23 protein-coding genes are annotated in these 23,377 nt (G+C 45.6%); all 23 read right to left on the bottom strand.

What is annotated here, in order from left to right:
- Positions 1 to 3: 3 nt before the first annotated feature.
- A complete protein-coding gene (locus G475_RS0109595; RefSeq protein ID WP_026701114.1) occupies positions 4 to 2,370 on the bottom strand; it encodes an FtsK/SpoIIIE family DNA translocase in 2,367 nt (788 codons plus the stop codon).
- A gap of 175 nt (positions 2,371 to 2,545) precedes the next feature.
- Positions 2,546 to 2,761, bottom strand: coding sequence for a YlzJ-like family protein (locus G475_RS24655; protein ID WP_035710778.1), 216 nt, complete (start codon positions 2,759 to 2,761; stop codon positions 2,546 to 2,548).
- Positions 2,758 to 3,528, bottom strand: a complete 771-nt coding sequence (locus tag G475_RS24650) for a ClpP family protease (RefSeq protein ID WP_051302380.1) — start codon at positions 3,526 to 3,528, stop codon at positions 2,758 to 2,760. The genes G475_RS24655 and G475_RS24650 overlap by 4 nt, the downstream gene beginning before the upstream one ends.
- A 130-nt stretch (positions 3,529 to 3,658) precedes the next feature.
- The gene (locus tag G475_RS0109580; RefSeq protein ID WP_026701113.1) at positions 3,659 to 5,326 is read right to left on the bottom strand and encodes a ribonuclease J; all 1,668 of its coding nucleotides are present in this window, start codon (positions 5,324 to 5,326) and stop codon (positions 3,659 to 3,661) included.
- 334 nt (positions 5,327 to 5,660) lie between these two features.
- The gene (gene dapA, locus G475_RS0109575) at positions 5,661 to 6,539 is read right to left on the bottom strand and encodes a 4-hydroxy-tetrahydrodipicolinate synthase (RefSeq protein ID WP_084414075.1); all 879 of its coding nucleotides are present in this window, start codon (positions 6,537 to 6,539) and stop codon (positions 5,661 to 5,663) included.
- Positions 6,540 to 6,571: 32 nt separating this feature from the next.
- Entirely contained in the window at positions 6,572 to 7,798 is a 1,227-nt protein-coding gene (gene dapG, locus G475_RS0109570) for an aspartate kinase (protein WP_026701111.1), read from the bottom strand.
- A 12-nt stretch (positions 7,799 to 7,810) separates the two neighbouring features.
- The gene (gene asd, locus G475_RS0109565; protein ID WP_026701110.1) at positions 7,811 to 8,863 is read right to left on the bottom strand and encodes an aspartate-semialdehyde dehydrogenase; all 1,053 of its coding nucleotides are present in this window, start codon (positions 8,861 to 8,863) and stop codon (positions 7,811 to 7,813) included.
- Between the two features lie 101 nt (positions 8,864 to 8,964).
- Positions 8,965 to 9,561 (bottom strand): dipicolinate synthase subunit B, encoded by a 597-nt coding sequence (locus G475_RS0109560; protein WP_026701109.1) that lies wholly within the window; start codon positions 9,559 to 9,561, stop codon positions 8,965 to 8,967.
- Between the two features lie 6 nt (positions 9,562 to 9,567).
- Positions 9,568 to 10,458: a dipicolinate synthase subunit DpsA gene (dpsA, locus tag G475_RS0109555; RefSeq protein ID WP_026701108.1), complete on the bottom strand. Its 891-nt coding sequence runs from the start codon at positions 10,456 to 10,458 to the stop codon at positions 9,568 to 9,570.
- A 427-nt stretch (positions 10,459 to 10,885) separates the two neighbouring features.
- Positions 10,886 to 11,137, bottom strand: coding sequence for a YlmC/YmxH family sporulation protein (locus G475_RS0109545; protein WP_026701107.1), 252 nt, complete (start codon positions 11,135 to 11,137; stop codon positions 10,886 to 10,888).
- A 29-nt stretch (positions 11,138 to 11,166) separates the two neighbouring features.
- On the bottom strand, positions 11,167 to 12,420 hold the full coding sequence (locus G475_RS0109540) for a M16 family metallopeptidase (protein WP_026701106.1): 1,254 nt from the start codon (positions 12,418 to 12,420) through the stop codon (positions 11,167 to 11,169).
- A 31-nt stretch (positions 12,421 to 12,451) separates the two neighbouring features.
- Positions 12,452 to 13,408, bottom strand: coding sequence for a polysaccharide deacetylase family protein (locus G475_RS0109535; protein ID WP_026701105.1), 957 nt, complete (start codon positions 13,406 to 13,408; stop codon positions 12,452 to 12,454).
- 100 nt (positions 13,409 to 13,508) lie between these two features.
- Complete coding sequence (locus tag G475_RS0109530) at positions 13,509 to 15,599, bottom strand: polyribonucleotide nucleotidyltransferase (RefSeq protein WP_026701104.1); 2,091 nt, start codon at positions 15,597 to 15,599, stop codon at positions 13,509 to 13,511.
- Positions 15,600 to 15,803: 204 nt separating this feature from the next.
- Complete coding sequence (gene rpsO / locus G475_RS0109525; RefSeq protein ID WP_026701103.1) at positions 15,804 to 16,073, bottom strand: 30S ribosomal protein S15; 270 nt, start codon at positions 16,071 to 16,073, stop codon at positions 15,804 to 15,806.
- A 147-nt stretch (positions 16,074 to 16,220) separates the two neighbouring features.
- Complete coding sequence (gene ribF, locus G475_RS0109520; protein ID WP_026701102.1) at positions 16,221 to 17,183, bottom strand: riboflavin biosynthesis protein RibF; 963 nt, start codon at positions 17,181 to 17,183, stop codon at positions 16,221 to 16,223.
- 32 nt (positions 17,184 to 17,215) lie between these two features.
- Positions 17,216 to 18,121 carry a tRNA pseudouridine(55) synthase TruB gene (gene truB, locus G475_RS0109515; RefSeq protein WP_035710770.1) on the bottom strand — a complete coding sequence of 302 codons (906 nt, stop codon included), beginning with the start codon at positions 18,119 to 18,121 and terminating at the stop codon, positions 17,216 to 17,218.
- A gap of 70 nt (positions 18,122 to 18,191) precedes the next feature.
- Positions 18,192 to 18,545 (bottom strand): 30S ribosome-binding factor RbfA, encoded by a 354-nt coding sequence (rbfA, locus tag G475_RS0109510; RefSeq protein ID WP_026701100.1) that lies wholly within the window; start codon positions 18,543 to 18,545, stop codon positions 18,192 to 18,194.
- Positions 18,546 to 18,564: 19 nt separating this feature from the next.
- Entirely contained in the window at positions 18,565 to 18,843 is a 279-nt protein-coding gene (locus G475_RS0109505) for a DUF503 domain-containing protein (RefSeq protein ID WP_026701099.1), read from the bottom strand.
- On the bottom strand, positions 18,840 to 20,957 hold the full coding sequence (gene infB / locus G475_RS0109500; protein WP_026701098.1) for a translation initiation factor IF-2: 2,118 nt from the start codon (positions 20,955 to 20,957) through the stop codon (positions 18,840 to 18,842). The genes G475_RS0109505 and infB overlap by 4 nt, the downstream gene beginning before the upstream one ends.
- A gap of 17 nt (positions 20,958 to 20,974) precedes the next feature.
- Positions 20,975 to 21,277, bottom strand: a complete 303-nt coding sequence (locus G475_RS0109495) for a L7Ae/L30e/S12e/Gadd45 family ribosomal protein (protein WP_026701097.1) — start codon at positions 21,275 to 21,277, stop codon at positions 20,975 to 20,977.
- The gene (gene rnpM / locus G475_RS0109490) at positions 21,274 to 21,546 is read right to left on the bottom strand and encodes an RNase P modulator RnpM (RefSeq protein ID WP_026701096.1); all 273 of its coding nucleotides are present in this window, start codon (positions 21,544 to 21,546) and stop codon (positions 21,274 to 21,276) included. The genes G475_RS0109495 and rnpM overlap by 4 nt, the downstream gene beginning before the upstream one ends.
- Before the next feature lie 24 nt (positions 21,547 to 21,570).
- Positions 21,571 to 22,755 (bottom strand): transcription termination factor NusA, encoded by a 1,185-nt coding sequence (gene nusA / locus G475_RS0109485; protein ID WP_026701095.1) that lies wholly within the window; start codon positions 22,753 to 22,755, stop codon positions 21,571 to 21,573.
- A 60-nt stretch (positions 22,756 to 22,815) separates the two neighbouring features.
- Positions 22,816 to 23,280, bottom strand: coding sequence for a ribosome maturation factor RimP (gene rimP, locus G475_RS0109480; protein ID WP_026701094.1), 465 nt, complete (start codon positions 23,278 to 23,280; stop codon positions 22,816 to 22,818).
- Positions 23,281 to 23,377 lie beyond the last annotated feature (97 nt).

Below are 23,377 nucleotides of genomic sequence, written 5' to 3'. Positions count from 1 at the left end.
TTGTCAAACCCTTTCATTCGAAGATACTTCTTCTTCCTGCTCCTGTGTTCCGCTTATCAATACCTCCCTTGGTTTGCTTCCTCCGTAGGGGCCGACAATTCCCCGTACTTCCATTTCATCTATAAGGCGTGCTGCTCTTGTGTAGCCTATTCTAAACCTTCGCTGGAGCATTGACACAGATGCGCTCTGCATATGAACGACCAGATCCACCGCGTCCTGGTAAAGCTCATCGTCCACTTCCTCCTGGACTTCCGGTTTATCTTCCGGAATCATTTCTTCCTGGTAATTCGCTTTCTGTTGAGCCACCACAGCTTCCACTACCTTTTCTACTTCCTCATCCGAAACAAACGCCCCTTGGACACGGGTTGATTTATTTGATCCTACCGGCTGGAAAAGCATATCGCCCTTGCCAAGCAGTTTGTCTGCCCCTCCGGCATCAAGAATAGTCCGGGAGTCTGTCTGGCTGGAAACTCCGAATGCGATTCTGGATGGAATGTTTGCTTTAATGACACCGGTTATCACATCGACAGAAGGTCTCTGTGTAGCAATAATCATGTGAATACCCGCCGCTCTGGCCATCTGGGCAAGTCTTGTGATCGCATCCTCCACTTCGTTGGAAGCAACCATCATCAGGTCGGCCAGTTCATCCACAATGACCACGATATACGGAAGTTCCGGATGATTTTCCCCATTCTTTTCATTTTGCTTTTTGACCCACTCATTATAGCCTTCCATATTTCTTGTGCCGGTATGAGAAAATAAGTCATATCGGCGTTCCATTTCAGCGACTACTTTTTTCAGAGCCTGGGCCGCTTTTTTCGGCTCCGTAACCACAGGTGTGAGAAGATGCGGAACTCCGTTATACACATTCAGTTCCACCATTTTAGGATCGATCATCATCAGTTTTACTTCATGAGGCCGCGCTTTCATTAAGATACTCGTAATAATGCCGTTAATGCATACGCTTTTTCCACTCCCTGTGGCGCCTGCTACAAGGAGATGCGGCATCTTATCCAGAGAAGCGAGCACCGGCTCTCCTGAAATATCTCTTCCCAGCGCGACCGAGAGGACATGATCTTCTCTTTGATAACCTGCCTCAATGACTTCGCGCAAAGTTACCATCGCTACTTCTGAATTAGGTACTTCAATTCCGATCGCAGCTTTTCCGGGAATCGGAGCTTCCATACGAATATCCTTGGCGGCTAAAGCAAGTGCCAGATCATCAGCAAGGTTTACAATTTTACTTACCTTGACTCCAGTATCCGGCTGTACTTCATACTTCGTAACGGCCGGTCCCAGGTGTACCTCGTTTACTCTCGCCTTCACCCCAAAGCTTTGCAGTGTTTCTTCGAGCTTTCTGGCATTCGAGGAAATAAGGCTTCTCTCCTGGTGCTGCGAATTATGCTGTGAGGCCCCAAGAATGTCGATCGCAGGAAGTTCATAGTTTTCATTCTCCGGTTCATCAGCCAGCAGGGAAACCTCCTGGGAATCTTCCGCCGCTTCCTTCTTCTTTTTTGACTGCTCTGTTTCCTTATTATGGACCGCTGTATATTCCTTATTCGGCATCGGCCTGGTTCTTTCCTGCGCCGAATTGGAATAGGCATTTTCAGCAAACGTATAAATAACAGGTTTCTGTTCCTCTGCAGCCTCCGCCGACCGCTCCTGCTGCGTTAATGCGGGTTCGGGCCGGCTCTCTGTCTTTTTCGACTGCGACGACTTTTTTTCCTTTGCAGCTTTTCCTTTTTCAGCTAAAAAAGTACGCAGCTGTTTTACCCTGGGCCCGGTTTTCTTTGTGCAATATTGAAAGATTTCCTGAATGGAAAGGCCGGTGATTAATAGAAAGGAAAGAATAAATAAAAAGCCGGCTATAATTCTCGTTCCAGCCGCATCAAATAAAAACCGGGTCAGAACGAATAATACAGCCCCCAGCATTCCCCCTCCAATATCCTCTACTATCCCCTCATCAAAAGGATCAAGCATAAAAAGTTCAAACGTCGTTACAATAGCGGAGCTTTCCTGATATTCTCCCTGCGCCCCTAAATTTTCAAACATCTGCACATGACTTAATAATATTAACGTAAGGACAGCAAGGTATATACCGCTCAAACGTTTCCCGGTAAATGGAGGGAGTTTTCTTTTAACAATGAGAATAGCAGCTATCAGCAGCAGCCCTGCATTTAAAAGCGGGGCCCATTCTCCTGCGGTAAAACGGAAAAGAGATTGGATGACTCCGCCGGCACGTCCAAGATGAAATAATGCCAATATTCCAGCTGTGAATAGAAATAACCCCGTCAATTCATATTTCATCTGAACTTTCCACTGTTTGGATTTTTTGGTATTCTTTTTTTTTCGCTTTGACTTCTGCGCCATGTTCCTTCACCTCAGTTCCCTTTTCGACTGTAAAAAAATCGTTTATGTAAAATGATTTCTATAATGAATCAGGCTGTCTCCATTTTATTTTTTCAGGGAGACAGCCTTCCGTCCATCAACTTCCGTATTTTATTATAGCATATCTTGCCTTTCATTCCTTCCCTTTAGAAGAAGATCATTCGTAATCCTTCCATTTTACCCCAGGCTGAAGATGTGGCTGCATGTAATCATGAGGATTTGAACTATTCAGAGAAACGATCGTCCATTCCCCTTCTTCACTTTTTTGAATCGTCACACAGCCATGCTCAATTGCTGCAGTCTGCTGCTCCTTCCACTCTTTTTCATCCGGTGGAAAAATGGATTCAGCTGCAAGCGGCGTATAAAGTATCATTGCAGCATTCCCCCTTCCTTTTCATCAATGAGCTCATTCAACCGTCCCAGTGCGGAGCCGATCCCGCCAACAGAATCAATTAAACCGTGCTGCACCGCATCTTCCCCTATTACATTTGTTCCAATGTCCCTTGTAAGATTACCTTTCGCAAACATTAAATCTTTAAATTTTTCTTCATGAATATCAGAATGGCGGGTCACAAAATTTATAACCCGTTCCTGCATTTTTTCCAGATATTCAAACGTTTGCGGCACTCCTATGACAAGACCATTCAAGCGGATCGGGTGGATGGTCATTGTGGCGGTTTCTGCGATATGGGAATAATCTGCGGCTACAGCGATCGGCACTCCTATCGAATGGCCTCCTCCCAATACGAGGGTAGTCGTTGGTTTGCTCATACTGGCCACCATTTCAGCTATTGCGAGCCCTGCTTCCACATCTCCCCCTACCGTATTCAGGACAAGCATGAGGCCTTTGATTTTTGGGTTTTGTTCCACGGCCACCAACTGCGGAATAATATGTTCATATTTGGTGGTTTTATTTTGGGGAGGCAGCTGCATGTGTCCTTCAATCTGGCCGACTACGGTAATACAGTGAATATTGGAGTTTTCCATTTCAGCCACGTTCGTCTGGCCGAGTTCTTGGATTTTGTTGACCAGGCTGTTTTTCTGGTCGTCTTTCTCCGGCTGCGTTGACGGCGTCTCCGGAGAAGTTCCGGGCGCTTTTTGGGGATCTGGCGGTCCGGAAGGATCTTGCTGCTCAGACATGAAAAAAACCTCCTTTAACGTGCGGTTAGTCATAGTATGAGTCATAATATCTCCATTCATTCTCGTTGTTTTTCTTCCCTCCCCGTCTACCAAAAAAAGAGCCCTCCTTAACGGAAAGCTCGTTTTAGGATTAGACTTCCATGATGATCGGGAGGATCATCGGACGTCTTTTTGTTTTTTCATATAAAAAGCGGCTCAAAACGTCTCTAATATTACTTTTCAGGGTGGACCATTCTTTGACGTTATCACTCAAAGCCTTTTCCAACGTGGTTTTTACTTTTGTCTTTGCTTCTTCCAGAAGTTCTTCGGACTCTCGGACATACACGAAACCTCGGGAAATAATATCAGGCCCGGAGACGATTCCGCTTGTTTTCTTGTTTAAGGTCACGACCACCACCAGAATGCCGTCTTCTGATAAAAGGCGGCGGTCCCGCAGCACAATATTTCCTACATCGCCTACACCCAGACCGTCAATCAGTACATTGCCGGAAGGAACTTTTCCTGCCCGCTTTGCCTTTGCTTTGGTAAACTCCACCACTTCTCCTTTATCGAGCAGAAAAATGTTATCGGCAGCCACGCCGGTTGTTTCAGCAAGTTCAGCGTGAGCCTGCTGCATCCGGAATTCTCCATGAACAGGAATGAAATAATCAGGCTGCAGCAGATTCAACATGAGCATCAGCTCATCCTGACTGGCGTGCCCCGTCGCATGAACATTTTCCTGGCCATAAATGACATCAGCCCCTAATTGATACAAAAAGTCGATGAGCCGGGAAACAGACTTCTCATTACCAGGAATAGGGTTTGCCGCTATAACGACCGTATCTCCATCTTCAATCGTCAATTCACGATGGGCTCCTTTAGCCATTTGGGCAAGGGCCGACATTGGTTCTCCCTGGCTGCCGGTACATAATATCGCTATCTGCTCCGGTTTATAATCCTTCACGCTGGACGTTTTTATAAAAATGTCATCCGGACAGTGTAAATAATCCAGCTCTCTTGCGATTTCAATGACTTTACTCATACTCTGTCCGACGACTGCAACTTTCCGCTGCTCTCTTACAGCGGCATCAATCACCTGCTGCACCCGGTGAACATTAGAAGCAAATGTAGTCAGAACAATTCGTCCGTCTGCCTCTTCAAATACTTCTTTAATTCCTTCCCCCGTCGAAGTTTCCGAAGGGGAATTTCCCGGTCTTTCCGCATTAGTGCTGTCCGACAATAAACAGAGAACTCCTCTTTTTCCAATACGGTTTAATTTGTCAATATCGGTATAACGTCCGTCTACCGGCGTCTGGTCAAATTTGAAGTCCCCGGTATGAACAATCAAGCCCTGCGGGGTTTCAATACTGACACCAACGGAATCAGGAATGCTGTGTGTGGTGCGGAAAAAATGAATCGGAAACTGTCCGACGGTAATTCGGCTTTCCCCGTGTACGAGCCGGAGATCAGCTTTTTTACGAAGCCCCTTTTCTTTTAAATGGTCTTCTACGAGACCAAGAGTTAATTTCGTGCCATATACCGGAACATGGATTTTCCGCAGTACATAGGCAAGCGCTCCAATATGATCCTCATGCCCGTGTGTTACTACAATCCCCCGCACCCGCTCTTTATTCTGAACCAGGTAGGAGATATCAGGAATTACCACATCCACCCCGAGCATATCATCCTCCGGAAACATTAAACCAGCGTCTACAATAAGAATATCCTCTTCAGTTTCAACAACATACATGTTTTTGCCGATCTCTCCAAGACCACCTAATGCAAATACACGTATCGACTCTATGGACTGCTTTGACAACGTTTTTTCCTCCTATATCTTTAAATCTGACGTTCTGCTGCATGGTTTCTTTCTGTTGCAACGTTTACAAAATGACATACTTGTCCACGGCTGCTTTCTCCACGGCGTCAACGAGAAAGCCTGTCTCTCCATAATAGAACTACGCACCCGAACTCATCACTTCTTTGTAGTATAACTCAAATGGAAAACAGAATACAAGTCTATTGTTCGGGATACACGTTAAGAAATTTCAACGAAACCTATAAGTATCAAGGCCTGCATGAGGAAAGAAAAAATCATGCTTTAACCGGCTGCATGATGGAATAAGCTTTTTTATCCCATTAAAAAACCTGGCTTAAGCCAGGCTGAACCAATTTTCCAGCTGTTTTACTTCTGATTCCGTTAAAGGGAGAAGTGGGGCTCTTGTAAACCTGGCCCCCACCCCGAGCTGTTCCAGCATTGCCTTGACCGGAGCCGGATTCGGTGCCATAAAACACGCTTTCATTTTCGGCAGCAGCTTTCGATGAGACGCTGCAGCTAGTGCTGGTTCTCCAGCAGCGAAACTGTCAATCATCGTTTTCATCTCCCTGCCGATGACATGGGCTGCCACAGACACTACTCCCGTTCCTCCTATAGACATGATAGGCAGAGTCGAAGAATCATCGCCGCTGTATACCTTAAAGTATTCCGGACTATGGTCAAGGAAATAAGCAATTTGATCCAGATCCCCGCTAGCTTCTTTTACCGCCCTGATGTTGGAAATGGCCGTTAAATGAAGCAGGGTATCTGCTTCCAAATTCACAATACAGCGTCCTGGAATATTATAAATCATTAACGGAAGGGAAGGCGCCCCTTCAGCGATTGATTTAAAATGGTAATACATCCCTTCCTGACTGGGCTTGTTATAATAAGGGGTTACCGCCATCATTCCATCTACACCAGTCGCAGCGGCCTTTTCCGTCAGCTGTACCGAATACGACGTATCGTTTGTTCCCGTTCCTGCCATGACAAACGCCCGGGTACCAGTAATTTCTTTTACTCGTTTAAACAGTGCCAGCTTTTCGTCTGTCGTTAATGTGGGAGATTCACCTGTTGTTCCTGCTATGACGAGCCCTTCTGATCCTGTGGAGAGTAAATGCTCCACCAGTGGTTCCAGTACCGGCCAGTCAATTTCACCACTGCTGTTAAACGGGGTAATCATAGCGGTAAGCAATCGACCGAATTCCAATCCCATTCCGCCCCTTTCCATATTATCTGCCTCAGGCGTTACCGTGACCTTCTCACCTGCTCCAGCTGAAAGGTATGATGAAGCGCAGCTACTGCCTTCTGTTCATCCTCTTTTTTTACAAGTACCCATATGGTGGTATGAGAATCTGCCGATTGATAAATTTGAATGTTTTCCTTCGTCAGAGCAGCCACTACTTTCGCAGCCACCCCGGGGACTCCGGTCATTCCGGCACCAACAGCAGATACTTTCGTGCAATGGGAAAGCCATTCCGGTTCATACCCTTTGTCTTTTAACAAGCGGACAGCTTCCCCGGCACGCTCATCCGGTACAGTATAGACAATGGCGGTCGGTTGTATATTAATAAAATCAACGGAGATGCCTGCCTGAGCCATTTCTTGAAAAACTGTATCCTGGAGAGTTAAATAATCTTTGCTTCTGACGGTGATTTGAGATAACCCGGACATATGAGCAATTCCTGTAACATGACGATCCTGAAGTCCAGAGTCTATCTCTTTTTCTTTACGAGAAGAAATGAACGTTCCGGGCCGTCCGGATATCGTGGAACGTATCCGTATCGGTATATCAGCCTGCCTTGCTATTTCCACGGCTCTGGGGTGGATCACTTTCGCTCCCTGATAAGCCATATTACAGATTTCTTCATACGTCACGGATTCAATGATGGAAGCTTCTTTCACCATGCCTGGATCGGCAGTCATCACTCCATCTACATCTGTGAAAATGTCCACATATGCCGCTGATAATGCTGCCGCAAGCGCAGCAGCGGACGTATCACTGCCACCCCGGCCCAATGTCGTTATTTCCCCTCCGGCTCCGGCTCCCTGAAATCCGGCGACCACGGCAACATCTAGATCCTGCAGCATGTTTTGCAGATGTTCACATTCCATATCCAAAATTTGTGCCCTTCCAAAGGCTTCATTGGTTTTAAATCCAGCTTGAGCCCCTGTAAAGGCCATCGCTTGCCACCCTTGAGAACGGAGGAGATCAGCAAAGATAACGGCCGAAATAACTTCCCCGCAGGAAATGAGTAGGTCCTGTTCGCGTTGAGATGACGCCGCCTGTTCCTTGTTGACCAGACTCAACAGCGTATCTGTCGCGTAAGGATCTCCTTTTCTTCCCATCGCAGAAACAACGACTACAACTTTATCCCCGTTTTTCACAGCGTTCGTTACATGTTTGGAAGCTGCTTTTCTACTTTCTTCATCTCGAACAGAAGTGCCGCCGAATTTTTGCACAATAACTGCCATGCCGATCTCCTTTTATTCCTTTATTAATCCAAATTTCACAAGACTTTCTGCAATTTGAACGGTATTATAAGCGGCTCCTTTTAACAAGTTATCAGAAACAACCCAGAAATGATAACCATTGGACTGATCCAGATCCTGCCGGATTCTTCCGACGAACACATCAGGCAGTCCTACGCTGTCCACTGCCATTGGATATTTTTGTTCGGAAGGGTTATCCTGTATCGTAATTCCTTTACCGGAAGCCATTGTAGTTTTTAATGTATCTGCCTCTGGTGAACCATTCTCTATTTCGATATAAACAGATTCAGAGTGACCGGTTTCGACCGGCAGACGGACACAAGTTGCAGCTACAGGCAGGTCACTTTTGTGCATGATTTTTTTCGTTTCATTAATCATTTTCATTTCTTCAAACGTATATCCGTTTTCCTGGAACTTATCAATTTGCGGAATAGCATTAAACGCAATTTGATAATGCTTATCGTCTCCGCCTACCGGAAGAAGTTCCGGATTAATCTCTTTTTTGTCCAATACGTCACGGGACTGCTCTTTCATTTCTTCCACTGCTTCCAGACCGGCACCGGAAACTGCCTGATACGTGGATACGATCACTCTTTTCAGCCCGTAAGCCTGACGGATCGGCTCGAGTGCCACTACCATCTGAATGGTAGAACAATTGGGATTTGCAATAATACCATTATGGTTTTTTACATCTTCTTCGTTCACTTCCGGAACGACAAGCGGTACTTCCTGGTCCATACGGTAAGCGCTCGTGTTATCAATGACGATGGCCCCTCGTTTCACCGCTTCCGGTGCCAGCTGTTTAGAAATGGAACCGCCGGCGGAAAAGAGACCGATCTGCACATCGTCAAATGATTCCGGTTTCGCTTCTTCTACGGTATATTCGACGCCGCGGAAGGTGATTTTTTTACCTGCCGAGCGTTTGGAAGATAATAATTTTAAATTTTTTATCGGAAAATTATTCTTATCAAGGGTATTCAAAATCTGCTCCCCTACTGCCCCTGTAGCTCCCAGAATAGCTACGGTATAACCCTGATTATTTGCCATGAATAAATAACTCCTTCCACAATCTCTAAAATGTTTGAAATACTCCTGCTATCTATTTTAACATAATAGATTCTCGTGGAAGAAGCAATGGTGCTGACGGTTCAATCATTGAATTTTTCCACGATAACCGGCTGATACTGCCGACCAGAAAGGGCTTCTTCCAGTGTTGCGGAGATTTCTTCCATTCTTGCTACTAAGGAGGTAGGTTTTTTCTGCGGATTATCCTGGCCAAATGGAACAAAATATATATTTTTCGCATTCATGAGCTTCATAATATTGGCTCCGTTTAATGCCAGGGCATCGTTTGTGGAAATGGCCAGAATAACAGGACAGCTGTTTCGAAGTGTTGCTTTCGCAGCCATGAGTACAGGAGAATCTGTCATTGCATTGGCAAATTTACTAATTGAATTTCCAGTCATCGGAGCAATAATCATGGCATCCATTGGATTTTTTGGACCAAATGGTTCAGCTTTTACAATGGAATCCACTACTTCTTCTTTTCCGGAAGCCTTTTTGATTTCATTCAGCCATTTTTCCGCCGCCCCGAATTTGGAATCTGTTTTTAATACAGTCGGTGTAATAACCGGATATACATCTGCACCTTTTTCTCTAAGTTCTTTCATATAAGGGATGGCTTCCTCCAACGTACAGTGAGATCCAGTAACACCAAACCCTATTTTTTTGTCCTGAAAAGGCAACATACGTTAAGCCTCCTTTTTTCCGTCATTTTCCTTCAACAGCTGCAGAATAACTTTTCCTAGAATGTGCCCGGCTGTTTTTGGAGCTGTTACACCGGGGAGTCCGGGAGCCTGCAGAGCTCTAATGCCTCTTTTCTCTGCGTATTCAAAATCCGTACCGCCCGGAGAGGAAGCGATATCTATAATGAGGGTGTGTGCCGGGACCTGTATTAAAATGTTTTCCGATAAGATAAGCGAAGGAATCGTATTAATACATATATCCGCCAGTGAAACAGCCTGATTCAGCCGGCTGAGGTCGAAAACATCATGCCCCATTGCTTCGGCCCGTGCTGTTTCTGCGGGATCTGACGTCCCTACTTTTGCATATGCACCTACTGCAGAAAAGGTGCCGGCAATTGTCTGTCCCGTTCGTCCAAAACCAAGAACAAGCGTACGGGATTGATGAATGGTATGCTCCGTTTCCTGTATTGCCATAAGCAGTACCCCTTCCGCTGTGGGGACCGAATTATAGATGGCGGTATCATTCCGTTCCATTAAGGCGGTATAAGAACGGTTGATTCGTGTCATTAATTTATCCGCGGCTTCTGTTCGAATCCCGGTTATGATTAAACACTCTGGTTTCAGCCTGTGAAACCAGCTTTCTTCTACATACAATGTATTTTCAGAAAATACTGCCTCTACTTTTTGCTCAGGTTTTATTCCGCTTACCGGCAGAATCACCGCATCCAGCGTTTCCCAGTCCACATCCGCCTTTCCAGCTGCTTTTTTCATTCCAGGACGGAGGCTGCACCAGCGGTCAAACCCTAATAAAGTGACCTCCATTCCCTTTTGCTGCAAATAATCCGCCATCTCTATTTGTCTGGCGTCTCCGCCGATCAGAACAATGTTACCTTTCAATTTCCAGCCCCCTTTTTCATTGACTCGTGTCTATATACCATATGAGAAAGAAAAAAAGGGGTGATTAGTTCCTGAAAAGCAGCATGAAAAATAGAAGCTGTATCCATCTTGCCAAAAGGGCTTCTGAAAGGAGTAGTAATAGAACCCAGTCAAAATACGCGGACTCCACAGGACGTGCGCGGTTTTAGCAGAAGTTCCTATTTCTTTCAGCCGCTCTTTTTTATTCGAGCCGTGCCGCGGCAAAGAAGACACTGCGACAACGACCAAAGAAAGTTAGAGGAGAGATCGCCCTTGTGCCCTGTGGGGGAAAGCAAAGTATTAGGATGCAGCGATGGAAAGACAAAAAATCCCGAACCAATTCATAAAAGGAATCGTTCGGGAATTTATTGAGTTGGTATAGTTTTGCACGGCCTCGCGGGCCTTTGTTTTATTCTGCCGGAGGCTGCGAGGTCAGTTTTACGGTATCGATAATAACAAAGTCGTCTCCAATTTTTATGATGGAGTTCCAGGGGATACGCCAGCTTTTTGATTTTTTCCGGAAAGGAGACGTTGCTATAATAATTTCTTTAATCCGGCCGCTCTTTTCGTCGATCACCAGATCAGGATTACCCGGGAGCCCAAGCTTTACCGCGTGATTTCCATCTATGATTTCTTTTCGGGTCCATTCGCTTAATAACATCTTTGCTATCCCCTCTATGAATGTTCTTCTTACAAGATGCTTTCTTGGCGAACCGCTTTTGGAAGAACACCGTCCCTGTTAATCAATGATAGCGAATAATCGGAGCGAAATATATATTCTGCCATACGGCAGACATCTTCCCGCTTTACAGCTTCGATCCGTTCCACGATTTCATCCAGGGGACGGTGGCGGCCAAGCAGCAATTCATTTTTCCCATTTCTGCTCATCCGGCTGCTGGTACTTTCCAGACCCAGCATCAAATTACCTTTCAGCTGTTCTTTGCCGTTGTTTAACTCTTTCTCTGTCAACCCATGCTCTGCCAGTTCCCGGAATGCAGCCATCATAGCCTCAAACGTTTCATCGAGCTGTTCGATTCCCGTTCCGGCATAAATCGTCATCATTCCACTGTCCAAAAACGGAGCATGATAGGAAAAAACAGAATAAGCCAAACCCCGGTCTTCCCGAAGATCTTGAAACAGCCTGCTGCTCATACTTCCTCCCAGCGCATTGTTTAATAACGTTAAGGAATACATGCTGCCATGATTCATTTCCAATCCGGGAAAACCCAGACAAAGATGGGCCTGCTCTGTTTCTTTACACACAGCTGATTTCCCGGCGTTATATTCAGGGAGTTGCAGCGGCTCCTCGACACGCTGATAAGGAAGATCTGTGAATAAATTCTCAAGTATCTCCATGATCTCCTCCGTTTGATTTCCAGCCAGGGAAATAACAAGATTATCCGCTGTATAAAAACGCTGCCGGTATTGAAGAAGCGTATCGCGGGTGAGACGGCTTACTGTATCCTCCGTGCCGAGAATGGGACGTCCAAGCGAATGATTTCCAAAAAAAGCTTCGTCCAAGTAATCGTGGATAATATCATCCGGCGTATCCTCTACCATTTTTATCTCTTCTAAAATAACCTGTCTTTCTTTTTCCATCTCGTCCTCATCAAACCGGGAATGAAATATCATATCTGCTAAGATGGACAATGCTTTTTCTGTATGCTGATCCAATACTTTCGCATAAAAACAGGTATATTCTTTTGATGTAAATGCATTCACATGACCGCCGATCCTATCAAAACTTTCCGCTATATCGGCCGCGCTTCTCTTTTGAGTTCCTTTAAAAAACATATGCTCCAAAAAATGCGAAACTCCATTATCCGGAGCGGCTTCATACCTTGAACCTGCTCCAACCCAAATACCAACCGTCATCGAACGGACGGTGGGGATATGTTCTGTCACCACACGGATGCCATTATTTAATGTATGCTTCTGAATCAAAACGTATTTCCTCCTTCTACGCTGACCATCCTTAATCGATTCTTGTTTCTTTAAATGTTTGAGAGACCGTATCCAGTTTTATTCCTTTTTCCTTAATTTGCTGGATCATCTCCTTCAGCCCGCCAACAGCAGACGGCGTAGGATGCATAAGAATCAAGGAGCCGTTTTCTACTTTGGAAGCCGTTTTGGACGCCATTGCTGCCGGCTCTGGATTTTTCCAGTCGACGGTGTCTACCGTCCATAAAACCGTGTGCATCTCAAACTCTGCTGCGGTTTCCACCGTTTCATCATTGTAGCTTCCGGAGGGAGGGGCAAACAGGGCAGGTTTCTCCGCCAATACAGCCTCCAGGACCTCATTGGTCTGTTTGAGTTCCTGTCTGATTTTGGTGCTTCCGGACTGGGACATATCAGGATGCGAATAAGCATGGCTGCCTATTTCATGACCTTCTTCTTTAATCATTTTAGCTAATTTAGGCTGTTTTTGCACCCATTTCCCTTCTAAGAAGAACGTTGCTTTCACTTTTTCCTCACGCAGTATTTTTAGCATCCGGGGGATATACTCTTCTCCCCACGAAACGTTCACCATAATAGAGGCTGCCGGTTTTGCCGGGTTCCCTTTGTAAATCGGGGCAGGAGGCAGGTCGCTTAAATGAACTTCAGGAGGGACCTCCTCCATAACCAAATGGCTCTCCCGAAATTCACCGGTTTTTTTCATCGCTTCATAGGATTCTTTTACATTAACCATGGTGCCATTGTAACCTGGAATCGCTTTCCATACTTTATCAATGACAGCATCTTTCGGCGGCTCATTCCACTCTTTTGATGCTTCTTCCAGCTTTTCATATAACGTTTCAGCCGTCAGGTCTGCTGAAACCGTTTCTGCTTCTTCATTATGTACGAAAAAAAGGGAATGAAATGGGACATCAGCCTGTACAACCAGGAAGCAGAAAAATGCAAAAAAAGAAATAGTCAGCAGGTTTTTTTTCATAAGATCTCCCCCTGCATCCAGTGTATGAAGAGAGAGGGATCTCATAGAACATGAAAAAAGAACTTGGCCTGGGCGCCAAGTCTTTCTGTCCGCTTTTCTTTTAGTTTTGATTCTGCTCTTTCAATAAAGCTTTTCTGGATAGGTTGACACGCCCCTGATTGTCTATTTCCGTAACTTTCACCAAAACCTCGTCTCCAATCTGTACCACATCTTCCACCTTGTTCACCCGTTCTTCGGCAAGCTGGGAAATATGGACAAGACCGTCTTTTCCTTTAAAAATTTCCACAAACGCGCCGAATTTTTCAATTCGTTTTACTTTCCCAAGATATGTCTGCCCTACTTCCACTTCACGAATCAAATCCTCAATTTGTTTCTTCGCGTTGTCATTTGCTTCGGCATCCGTGGAAGAAATATAAATCGTACCATCCTGTTCAATATCAATTTTCACACCGGTATCTTCTATAATTTGATTTATCGTTTTGCCGCTTGGGCCGATAACATCACGGATTTTATCCGGCGAAATCGTCATGGTTAATATTTTCGGAGCATACTCCGATAATTCACTTCTGGTTTCACTTATGGCCGACAACATATTTTCCAATACTTTCATCCGGGCGGAACGGGCCTTTTCCAGCGCATATTCGAGTACTTCCCGATTAATGCCGGAAATCTTAATATCCATCTGCAGGGCAGTAACTCCCTCTTCTGTACCTGCTACTTTAAAGTCCATATCGCCGAGGGCATCTTCCATCCCCTGAATATCGGTTAACACTGTTAAATCATCGCCTTCTTTCACCAGACCCATCGCAATTCCCGCAACCGGGGCTTTAATGGGAACGCCGGCATCCATCATCGCAAGAATGCTTGCACATATACTGGCCTGGGAAGTCGAACCGTTAGATTCCAGCACTTCGGATACGAGACGGATGGTATAAGGAAAATCCTTTTCGGGCGGAACCACCGGTTCAAGGGCCCGTTCTCCCAGGGCTCCATGACCGATTTCGCGGCGTCCCGGCCCACGTATTGGTCCCGTCTCTCCCACACTGAAGGAGGGGAAGTTATAATGGTGCATAAATCGTTTCGATTCTTCCATGCCCAGTCCATCCAGAACCTGTACATCTCCCAGCGGTCCAAGAGTACAGACACTGAGCGCCTGGGTCTGTCCGCGGGTGAATAAACCAGAACCATGTGTACGCGGGAGCAGTTTTACCTGAGAAGCCAGCTCCCTGATATCTTCTGGCCCTCTTCCATCCGGGCGGATTTTTTCCTGCGTAATGAAACGGCGGAATTCCTCTTTCACGATGCCCTGGAGAACTTCCTGCACATCTTCCTGTTCTTCTTCTTCAAACTTCTCAATAATTGCTTCTTTTGCTTCGTCTATTGCCGTTTCCCGCGCTTTTTTCTCTTTTACGAGCACGGCTTCTTTTAATTGCGTTTCACCGGCTTCCCGGACTCTCTGTTCCAGCTCTTGGTGCGGCTGCTGCAGTTCCACTTCCATCACTTCAGAGGTACCGGCCTGTTCCATAATTTCTTCCTGAAACGCCACCAGTCTTTGTATCTCTTCATGTCCAAACATGATCGCTTCAAGCATATCCTCTTCCGGTACTTCATTAGCACCGGCCTCTACCATATTGATAGCTTCCTTCGTACCGGCCACTGTTAATTCGATATCGCTTTTTTCTTCCTGCTCGATTGTCGGGTTAATTACGAACTGCCCGTCTACTCTTCCAACTTTGACTCCGGCGATCGGTCCGGAAAACGGGATATCCGAAAGAGATAAGGCGATGGAGGAACCAAGCATCGCGGCCATTTCTGAGGAACAGTCCTGGTCCGAACTCATAACCATGCTTACTACCTGTACTTCATTGCGAAAGCCCTCCGGGAACAGCGGGCGGATCGGGCGGTCAATTAAACGGCTTGTCAGCACTGCTTCGTCACTCGGCCGCCCTTCCCTCTTGATGAAACCGCCTGGAATTTTTCCGGCAGCGTACAAACGTTCTTCGTAATTAACGGTTAAAGGGAAAAAGGGCAGGTCTTTCGGTGTATCGGATGCTGTTGCGGTTGAAAGAACTGCTGTATCGCCGTATCTTACCATCACAGCACCATTTGCCTGCTTTGCAAGCTGGCCGGTTTCAATCTTTAACTCTCTTCCGGCCCAGTTAAATGTAAATGATTGCATTTTTTGTTCCATTTCCAAAGGATCTTCCTCCTGTAATTTTATTTCTTCTTAAGTATAAGTGTTGCCACCTGATTCTTATTTTACAATTCGATCAAGAGAAAAGAAAGGACAACTCAATAAGAAAAGCGCAAGCGCCCTGAATAAACGTATCATTGAACATAAAAATATATACTTTTACTTATAACAAAAAGCGGGATTTCTCCCGCTTTTCTTTCTCTATCTGCGCAGACCAAGCTTGTTAATCAAGTTACGGTATCTTGTTACATCTTTTTTACGCAAAAAGGTTAACAAGTTACGGCGTTTCCCGACCATTTTCAAAAGACCGCGGCGGGAATGGTGATCTTTCTTGTGATCCCGCAAATGCTGGTTTAATGAAGTAATCTGCTCTGTAAGGATAGCCACCTGAACTTCCGGAGAACCCGTATCATTTTCATGCGTTTTGAATTCTTCCACCAGTTCCTGCTTTCTTTCGTTTGTTAATGCCATCCTAAGCACCTCCTTATCATAGATAATCGCCGATTCCCCAGTCAAACGTCGGAGGAACGTCCTGACCAAGCAATGGCTGGTTTCATATTACAGTCACTAGAATACCGGTTTTTTCAGAAGAATGCAAGAGCAGATTTCTATTCCAAGCTATGGCACATCGATCCGGGCCTGCAGAATTTCTTTTGCCTTTTTTGCATCACGGTTCATTTCTTCCACAAGTTCCGCTGCGCCGTTGAACTTTTCTTCTCCCCGGATATAGGAATAAAAAGCTACTTCCGTATCACTTCCATAAATATTCCGGTCAAAATGAAAAATATGGACTTCAATAATCGGTTCTTCCGGGGCTTCCTCATGAAAAGTTGGTTTATAACCTATATTGCATACACCATCCAGCCATTTGTCTTCTACCTGGATTCGAACTGCATACACACCGGCTGCCGGAGTAATGTATGCTTCGTTTTTTCTAATATTGGCGGTGGGAAAACCAATCGTTCTTCCTCTTTGCTCTCCTTTTTCCACCGTCCCCCGTATGCTGTATGTTCTCCCAAGAAAAGCTGCCGCTTCCTTTACATTTCCAGCTTCAATATACTCCCTGATCAGCGTGGAACTGACTTTTTCCCCATTTCGCTTTACTTCTCCCACTACGGTCTGTTCCAATTGATTTCTCGAATGAAAAGGCATGGTTTCCATCGTACCCTTTCCAAGCCGTCCGTAAGAAAAGTCAAAACCAGCTACCACATGGACCGTATTTAATTTAATAATATAATTATCTACAAAATCCTGCGGTTCCTGAGAAGCAAAGAACGTGTCAAAATGAATCACAAACAGATAGTCGGGCCCCTCTTTTTTTAATTGCTCCTCTTTATGACGAAGCGGTGTAATATAACGCATCGTCTCTTCAGAAGCATGAGGGGAAAGCACAGCTTTCGGGTGGGGATGAAACGTCATAATTCCAAGGGCGCACCCTTTTTGTTGTGCTTTCCGTTTTGCTGTTTGAATTACTTCCCGATGACCAGTATGAACTCCATCAAAATATCCGAGAGCCAGTACCATTTCTGGAAAAGGGGGAAACGTCTGTTCATTTTGGTGGTAAAGATAAATGGTTTGCAACGGGGGTCACCTGCCGTTTATGATTTTCCATGTCACAGAGAATGTCTAAGCATCGTTTTTGGTTTAATGAGACCAGCCTTTTCTGGATGATGCTGATACACCGCTAACGCTTTGTCTTTATACAAAAATACAAAAGGGGACCGCGTGGCACCTTTTTCTTTTCGAAGGACACTCCCGTGAATGATGCGTTCCGCAGTATCTTCCGGTACCCGGACCCGCGGGAGCTCAGCCAGGGCATATTCTATGGAAAAGCCAGCTTTGTCAAGGGCAGCTTCCTGTTTTTTCAGCTCGTCCAAAGTATAACTGTCCTCGACCGCAAAAGGTCCTGATTTTGTCCGGATTAAATCAGACATATGGGCCGGAAAACCCAGCTTTCTGCCAATATCGACAGCCAGCGTCCGGACAAAGGTGCCTTTACTGCAAGTGACACGGATCCGGAAGGAGACGGTATCTGCTTCTTGCTTTAGTGTATCAGGAACCAACTGGATATGAAAGATTTCGATATCCTTCCCTGGTCGTTCTACTGTTTTACCTTCCCGCGCATACTCATACAGTTTCTTTCCATGGATCTTTACAGCTGAATACATTGGCGGCTTCTGTACCTGCCTGCCTTGAAAACGTTCCACCGCCTGCCGGATCTCCTTTTCCTCCAAAGGCCGGGTGATCTTCCCGGTTTCCGTTATTTTTCCGCCCGCATCTTCCGTATCAGTGGAATACCCAAGCGTAATCTCCGCTTCATACTGTTTCGGGTAGGCTGAAATGTAATCAGCTATTTTTGTGGCTTTCCCTGTACAAATAGGAAGCACGCCTTCCACTTCCGGATCCAGGGTACCGGTGTGACCTGCTTTTTTTATATGAAATATGCGGCGGATCTCATCCACACAGTCGTGGGAAGTCACCCCTTTGTATTTGTAAAAGGGAATAATCGCATCTGTCATATGTATTCACCCTTTTTTACTGGTTCTTCCTGTCAGTGGAGCAGGAAAAAGGCTTGTGAATCCCAAGCCTTTACTTCCTTTCCTCGTCATTCAGCTCTTTTAACAATCGTTCAATCCGATTTCCATAATCAATCGATTCATCAAAAGCGAATGATATCTCCGGGGTTTTCCGCAGATGGATCCGATTACCGATTTCACTGCGGATAAATCCGCGTGCTTTTTGAAGAGCTTTAAGGGTTTCTTCTTTATCGTCTTCTTCTCCAAGCACAGTGATAAACACCCGCGCCTGCTGCAGATCCCCGGTCACATCCACCCCTGTTACCGTCACAAACTGAACGCGGGGATCTTTTACTTCCCGTGAAAGTATATCCGCCAGCTCTTTTTTTATCTGCTCTCCAACACGATCAGCTCTTACGTTGCTCATATCTGCCGCCTCCTTACTACTAAAGCCATTCATAATCCGTAACAGTGCGGTCCAGTTCAGGCTGCCGGTCCATCATATCCAGTGCCTTTTGCAGCTCCCGCTCTACCACGGACTTATCTCTATTAACAGTGACAATGGTAAGAGCCGTCCGCTGCCAAAGGTCATGATGGTCTGTTTCTGCTACGGATACGTTTAGCTTTTGCTTCAGCCTGGTCGTTATACTCTTTACTACTGCCCGCTTTTCTTTCAGAGATTGAGCCTGGTAAATAAGACATTCACAGTGAGCAGCTCCTATCATGCGGGTTTAATTTCCTCCATGATGTAAGCTTCGATGATGTCGCCTTCTTTAATATCATTGAACTTTTCCAGGGTGACCCCGCATTCATATCCGGACTGCACTTCTTTCACATCGTCCTTATAGCGTTTTAAGTCCTTGATGCTTCCCTCATGAATGACGACGCCGTCCCGGATCACACGCACGCTCGAATCTCTGGTTATTTTGCCTTCCGTCACATAGCTTCCGGCGATCGTACCAATCCGGGAAACTTTAAAGAGCTGCCGGACTTCCACCTGTCCGATGACTTTTTCCTGGTAGACAGGATCCAGCATTCCTTTCATGGCTGATTCAATTTCTTCAATGGCGTCGTAGATGACACGGTGCAGCCGGATATCTACCTTTTCTGATTCTGATGTCCGTTTCGCATTTGCATCCGGACGGACATTAAATCCAATAATGATAGCATTGGAAGCAGAAGCCAGGATAACATCGGATTCGGCGATAGCGCCGGCGCCGGCATGAATAATATTAACTTTCACGCCTTCCACATCAATCTTTTCCAGCGATCCTTTCACTGCTTCCACGGATCCCTGTACGTCAGCCTTTACAATAACGTTTATTTCTTTCATTTCATTTTCCTGGATTTGACTGAATAAATCATCAATACTTACTTTTGAAGTCTGGCTGCGTTCTTCTTCCCGGGCCCGGGTGGCACGCGCCTCTCCAAACTGGCGGGCTTTCTTCTCATCATTAAATTGCACAAATTGATCCCCTGCCAGCGGTACCCCATTCAATCCTGTAATTTCTACCGGGGTAGACGGGCCGGCTGATTTTACGCTTTTGCCTACGTCATTCACCATAGCCCGGATTTTACCATACGTATTACCTACAACTAATGGATCGCCGATTTTCATGGTACCTTCCTGAACGAGAAGGGTCGCCACAGGACCGCGCCCTTTATCCAGCTCTGCTTCAACAACAGTGCCCCGGGCCCGTTTATCGGGGTTAGCTTTCAATTCTTCCACTTCAGCTACAAGCAGAATCATTTCCAAGAGTTCATCCAGACCCTGGTTATTGATTGCAGAGACGTTTACGTAAATCGTGTCTCCTCCCCAGGCTTCCGGTACAAGCTCAAACTCTGTCAGTTCCTGCATCACCCGGTCAGGATTTGCGCCTTCCTTGTCCATTTTGTTCACCGCTACAATGATCGGAACCTCGGCAGCTTTCGCATGGTTGATAGCTTCTTTCGTCTGCGGCATCACTCCGTCATCTGCCGCTACCACGAGAATGGTGATATCTGTTACCTGGGCTCCGCGTGCACGCATCGTGGTAAACGCAGCATGGCCCGGGGTATCTAAAAAGGTGATTTTTTTATTGTTTTCTCTTACTTGATAGGCACCAATGTGCTGGGTAATGCCGCCCGCTTCGCCTTCCGTCACTTTTGTATGGCGGATCGAATCAAGCAGGGTGGTTTTGCCGTGGTCCACGTGCCCCATAATAGTAACGACGGGAGGCCGTTCTTCCAGCTTATCAGGATCATCTGCTTCTACCTGATTTTCAATATCAAGTTCATCCACCTCTACTTGCTCTTCAACCTCCACATCATAATCAGCAGCAATTAATTCAATGGACTCTTTTTCCAAATCCTCATTAATCGTGGCCATAACTCCCAGACTCATTAACTTTTTTATGATTTCGGAAGACTCTTTGTTCAGTTTATCTGCCAGTTCCCCTACCGTAAGGGAACCGGTGAACGTGATTTTATCCGGTGTCGGTGCTGGTTTTTTCCCGCCCCCGGAACGATTGTTTTTATTCTTCTTCCCTTTATGCTGGTTATTCTGTTTTTTGTTTTTGGGAGGTTTGTTTTGATGGCCCTGTTTTTGCTGACTCCTGTCCTTTTTGGCAGGGTTCGGCTGATTCTGTTTATTCCCAGAATTATTTTTCGGAGACTGATTTTCACTTTTTGGCTGCTCGGTTTGTTTTTTATCCTTGCCTTCCAATTTAGCGACCGTCTCCTCATTAATGACGGACATATGGTTGGAAACCGGAATGTTCATGTTTTTCAGTTCATTCACTACTTCCTTGCTAGATTTATTGACTGATTTCGCATATTCATAAATTCTCATCTTACTCATAAGCATAACCTCCACCTTTATTCATCCAGCATCGAGATCAGCCTGCCTCCGAATCCCTTATCAGTGATGCCTATAATAACGCGGCTGCCTTTGCCGACTGCCCGGCCAAGTCCGTCCCGGTCCCCCGTTACATAACACGGCACCTGATAATAGCTGGATTTGTCTTTGAATTTTTTTTTCGTGTTTGGTGAAGCATCCCCGGCAATCAGTACTAAAGAAAGAGACTGTTTTCTTATTTCTTCAAGTACAGTATGATCCCCGGTTTTCACTTTTCCCGCTTTAGCAGCCAGGCCTAAAAACGAATATATGGACGGGTTCATCGTTTTAATCCTTTCTTTCTTTCCTCAAGCAAACGTTCATAATCTTCTTCAGTCACTTTTATATTTAAGTGACGGGAGAGCGCATCTTTTCTTTTTGCCTCTAAAAAACATTGCTCACTATTAGTGATATAAGCACCGCGTCCGTTTTTTTTTCCGGTCGGATCGACGGAGACTTCCCCTTCCGGAGTTCTCACCACACGAATTAGTTCTTTTTTTTCCATGGTGTCGCCTGTGACAATGCATTTTCTGATCGGCTTTTTTTTCTTCAATCTCCTCGCTCCTTTATTTCCCCATCACTCTTCTTCTAAATACTCTTCTTCTTCCTCATCTTCTTCATAGCCGGGATCATCGAGGTCAAATTCATCTTCGTCTTCTTCCTCATCCTGCTGCGCTGCTGGTCCCCTGGCCCCATAAGATGGATTATTCGGATCATATAGTCCGCTTTCTTCTGCTTCGGACTCGCTTTTTATATCAATTTTCCAGCCTGTCAGCTTTGCAGCAAGTCTCGCATTCTGTCCGCGTTTTCCTATGGCAAGAGAAAGCTGATAGTCCGGAACAATGACCAGGGTGCTTTTATCCTCTTCGTCTACTTGAACGTCAAGAACTTTTGAGGGGCTGAGAGCGTTAGTGACGTATTCGAATATATCCTCCGAATAATGGACGATATCAATTTTTTCACCTTTCAGTTCATTTACAATCGTCTGCACGCGTTGTCCCTTTGGGCCGACACAAGATCCGACTGGGTCTACTTCAGGGTCTTCTGCATATACCGATATTTTCGAACGATCCCCTGCTTCCCGGGCGACAGATAATATTTCCACCGTTCCGTCATAAATCTCCGGAACTTCCAGTTCAAACAAACGCTTTAAAAGGCCGGGATGGGAACGGGAAATTAATATTTGCGGCCCTTTGGTAGTTTTTTCTACTTTTGTGATGTATACCTTTAGCCGGTCATTGTGCCGGTACGTTTCATTTGGCATCTGTTCTCCCTGGGGAAGCAAAGCTTCTACTTTCCCGAGATCCACATAAATGAAACGGTTATCCTGACGCTGGACGATGCCTGTCATAATATCTTCTTCCCGGTCAATGAAGTCCGAGTAAATTATACCTCTTTCTGCTTCCCTGACACGTTGGGTGACCACCTGTTTTGCCGTTTGAGCGGCAATTCTGCCAAAATCTTTTGGTGTGACTTCCAGTTCGACGATATCATCGAGTTTATAATTAGGGTCGATCTCCCCTGCTTCCTCTAAAGAAATTTCCAATCTGGGATCGAAAACTTCTTCGACTACTTCCTTCCGGGCAAAGACGCGGATGGTGCCATCCTCACGATCAATATCGATCCGCACGTTCTGCGCCTGGTTAAAATTACGTTTATAGGCAGAAATCAGGGCGGCTTCAATTGCTTCAATAATAACTTCTTTTTCAATTCCTTTATCTGTTTCCAACGTAGATAATGCATCCATAAAATCACTATTCATGAGTTTTCCGTTTCCCCCTTTTGAACCGGCTGCAGCATCGTTTTCGAAGCCGGGGTTTGGTTAAAATTGGATGGCCAGCCGCGCTTTAGCCACTTTTTCATAAGGTACGTGGTAGGTTTTTTGTTTTTGTTTCCCTTCAATACTTAGTGAATCTTCATCGAACCCTGTTAAGGTTCCTTCAAACGCTTTTTCCCCGTCAATGGGTTCATAGGTCGTCACATATACATGTTTGCCAACGGCGCGGGAAATATCTTTTTTGGTTTTTAAGGGGCGTTCTGCACCAGGGGAAGAAACATCCAGATAATAAGCGCCCTGAATAATATTTTCTTCATCCAGCGTCTCGCTCAATTTTTCACTGACATGGCCGCAGTCTTCAATGTCCACCCCGTCTTCACTGTCTATGAAAACTTTTAAAAACCAGTGTTTTCCTTCCTTTTTATATTCCACGTCCACCAGCTCCAGGCCCATCCCTTCCACAATAGGTTCTGCGAGCTCGGTCGTTTTGTCTTTAATTCTTTTACTCATCGCTTACCTCCTTTACTGCGGTCCCACCACTCTTTACCCTGTTTATTTTTCTGCTATTACAACGTCATTATTCTTTTAGCGAAAACGAAAGAGTGGG

The organism is Salibacterium aidingense DSM 18341 (assembly GCF_000429685.1).
Taxonomy (GTDB): Bacteria; Bacillota; Bacilli; order Bacillales; family Marinococcaceae; genus Salibacterium; species Salibacterium aidingense.
Note: the sequence above shows the minus strand (reverse complement) of the source record. Positions and strands in the feature narration are given on the sequence as shown.

Excerpts from the sequence above, each read along its gene's own strand:
- G475_RS0109595 (WP_026701114.1), bottom strand. The coding sequence starts at position 2,370 with ATGGCGCAGAAGTCAAAGCGAAAAAAAAAGAATACCAAAAAATCCAAA.
- G475_RS24655 (WP_035710778.1), bottom strand. The coding sequence starts at position 2,761 with ATGATACTTTATACGCCGCTTGCAGCTGAATCCATTTTTCCACCGGAT.
- G475_RS24650 (WP_051302380.1), bottom strand. The coding sequence starts at position 3,528 with ATGTCTGAGCAGCAAGATCCTTCCGGACCGCCAGATCCCCAAAAAGCG.
- dapA (WP_084414075.1), bottom strand. The coding sequence starts at position 6,539 with ATGGGATTGGAATTCGGTCGATTGCTTACCGCTATGATTACCCCGTTT.
- dapG (WP_026701111.1), bottom strand. The coding sequence starts at position 7,798 with ATGGCAGTTATTGTGCAAAAATTCGGCGGCACTTCTGTTCGAGATGAA.
- asd (WP_026701110.1), bottom strand. The coding sequence starts at position 8,863 with ATGGCAAATAATCAGGGTTATACCGTAGCTATTCTGGGAGCTACAGGG.
- G475_RS0109545 (WP_026701107.1), bottom strand. The coding sequence starts at position 11,137 with ATGTTATTAAGCGAATGGACCCGAAAAGAAATCATAGATGGAAATCAC.
- G475_RS0109535 (WP_026701105.1), bottom strand. The coding sequence starts at position 13,408 with ATGAAAAAAAACCTGCTGACTATTTCTTTTTTTGCATTTTTCTGCTTC.
- G475_RS0109530 (WP_026701104.1), bottom strand. The coding sequence starts at position 15,599 with ATGGAACAAAAAATGCAATCATTTACATTTAACTGGGCCGGAAGAGAG.
- rpsO (WP_026701103.1), bottom strand. The coding sequence starts at position 16,073 with ATGGCATTAACAAACGAAAGAAAGCAGGAACTGGTGGAAGAATTCAAA.
- truB (WP_035710770.1), bottom strand. The coding sequence starts at position 18,121 with ATGACAGATGCGATTATTCCCTTTTACAAATACAAAGGGGTGACTTCC.
- rbfA (WP_026701100.1), bottom strand. The coding sequence starts at position 18,545 with ATGAGCAACGTAAGAGCTGATCGTGTTGGAGAGCAGATAAAAAAAGAG.
- G475_RS0109505 (WP_026701099.1), bottom strand. The coding sequence starts at position 18,843 with ATGATAGGAGCTGCTCACTGTGAATGTCTTATTTACCAGGCTCAATCT.
- infB (WP_026701098.1), bottom strand. The coding sequence starts at position 20,957 with ATGAGTAAGATGAGAATTTATGAATATGCGAAATCAGTCAATAAATCT.
- G475_RS0109495 (WP_026701097.1), bottom strand. The coding sequence starts at position 21,277 with ATGAACCCGTCCATATATTCGTTTTTAGGCCTGGCTGCTAAAGCGGGA.
- nusA (WP_026701095.1), bottom strand. The coding sequence starts at position 22,755 with ATGAATAGTGATTTTATGGATGCATTATCTACGTTGGAAACAGATAAA.
- rimP (WP_026701094.1), bottom strand. The coding sequence starts at position 23,280 with ATGAGTAAAAGAATTAAAGACAAAACGACCGAGCTCGCAGAACCTATT.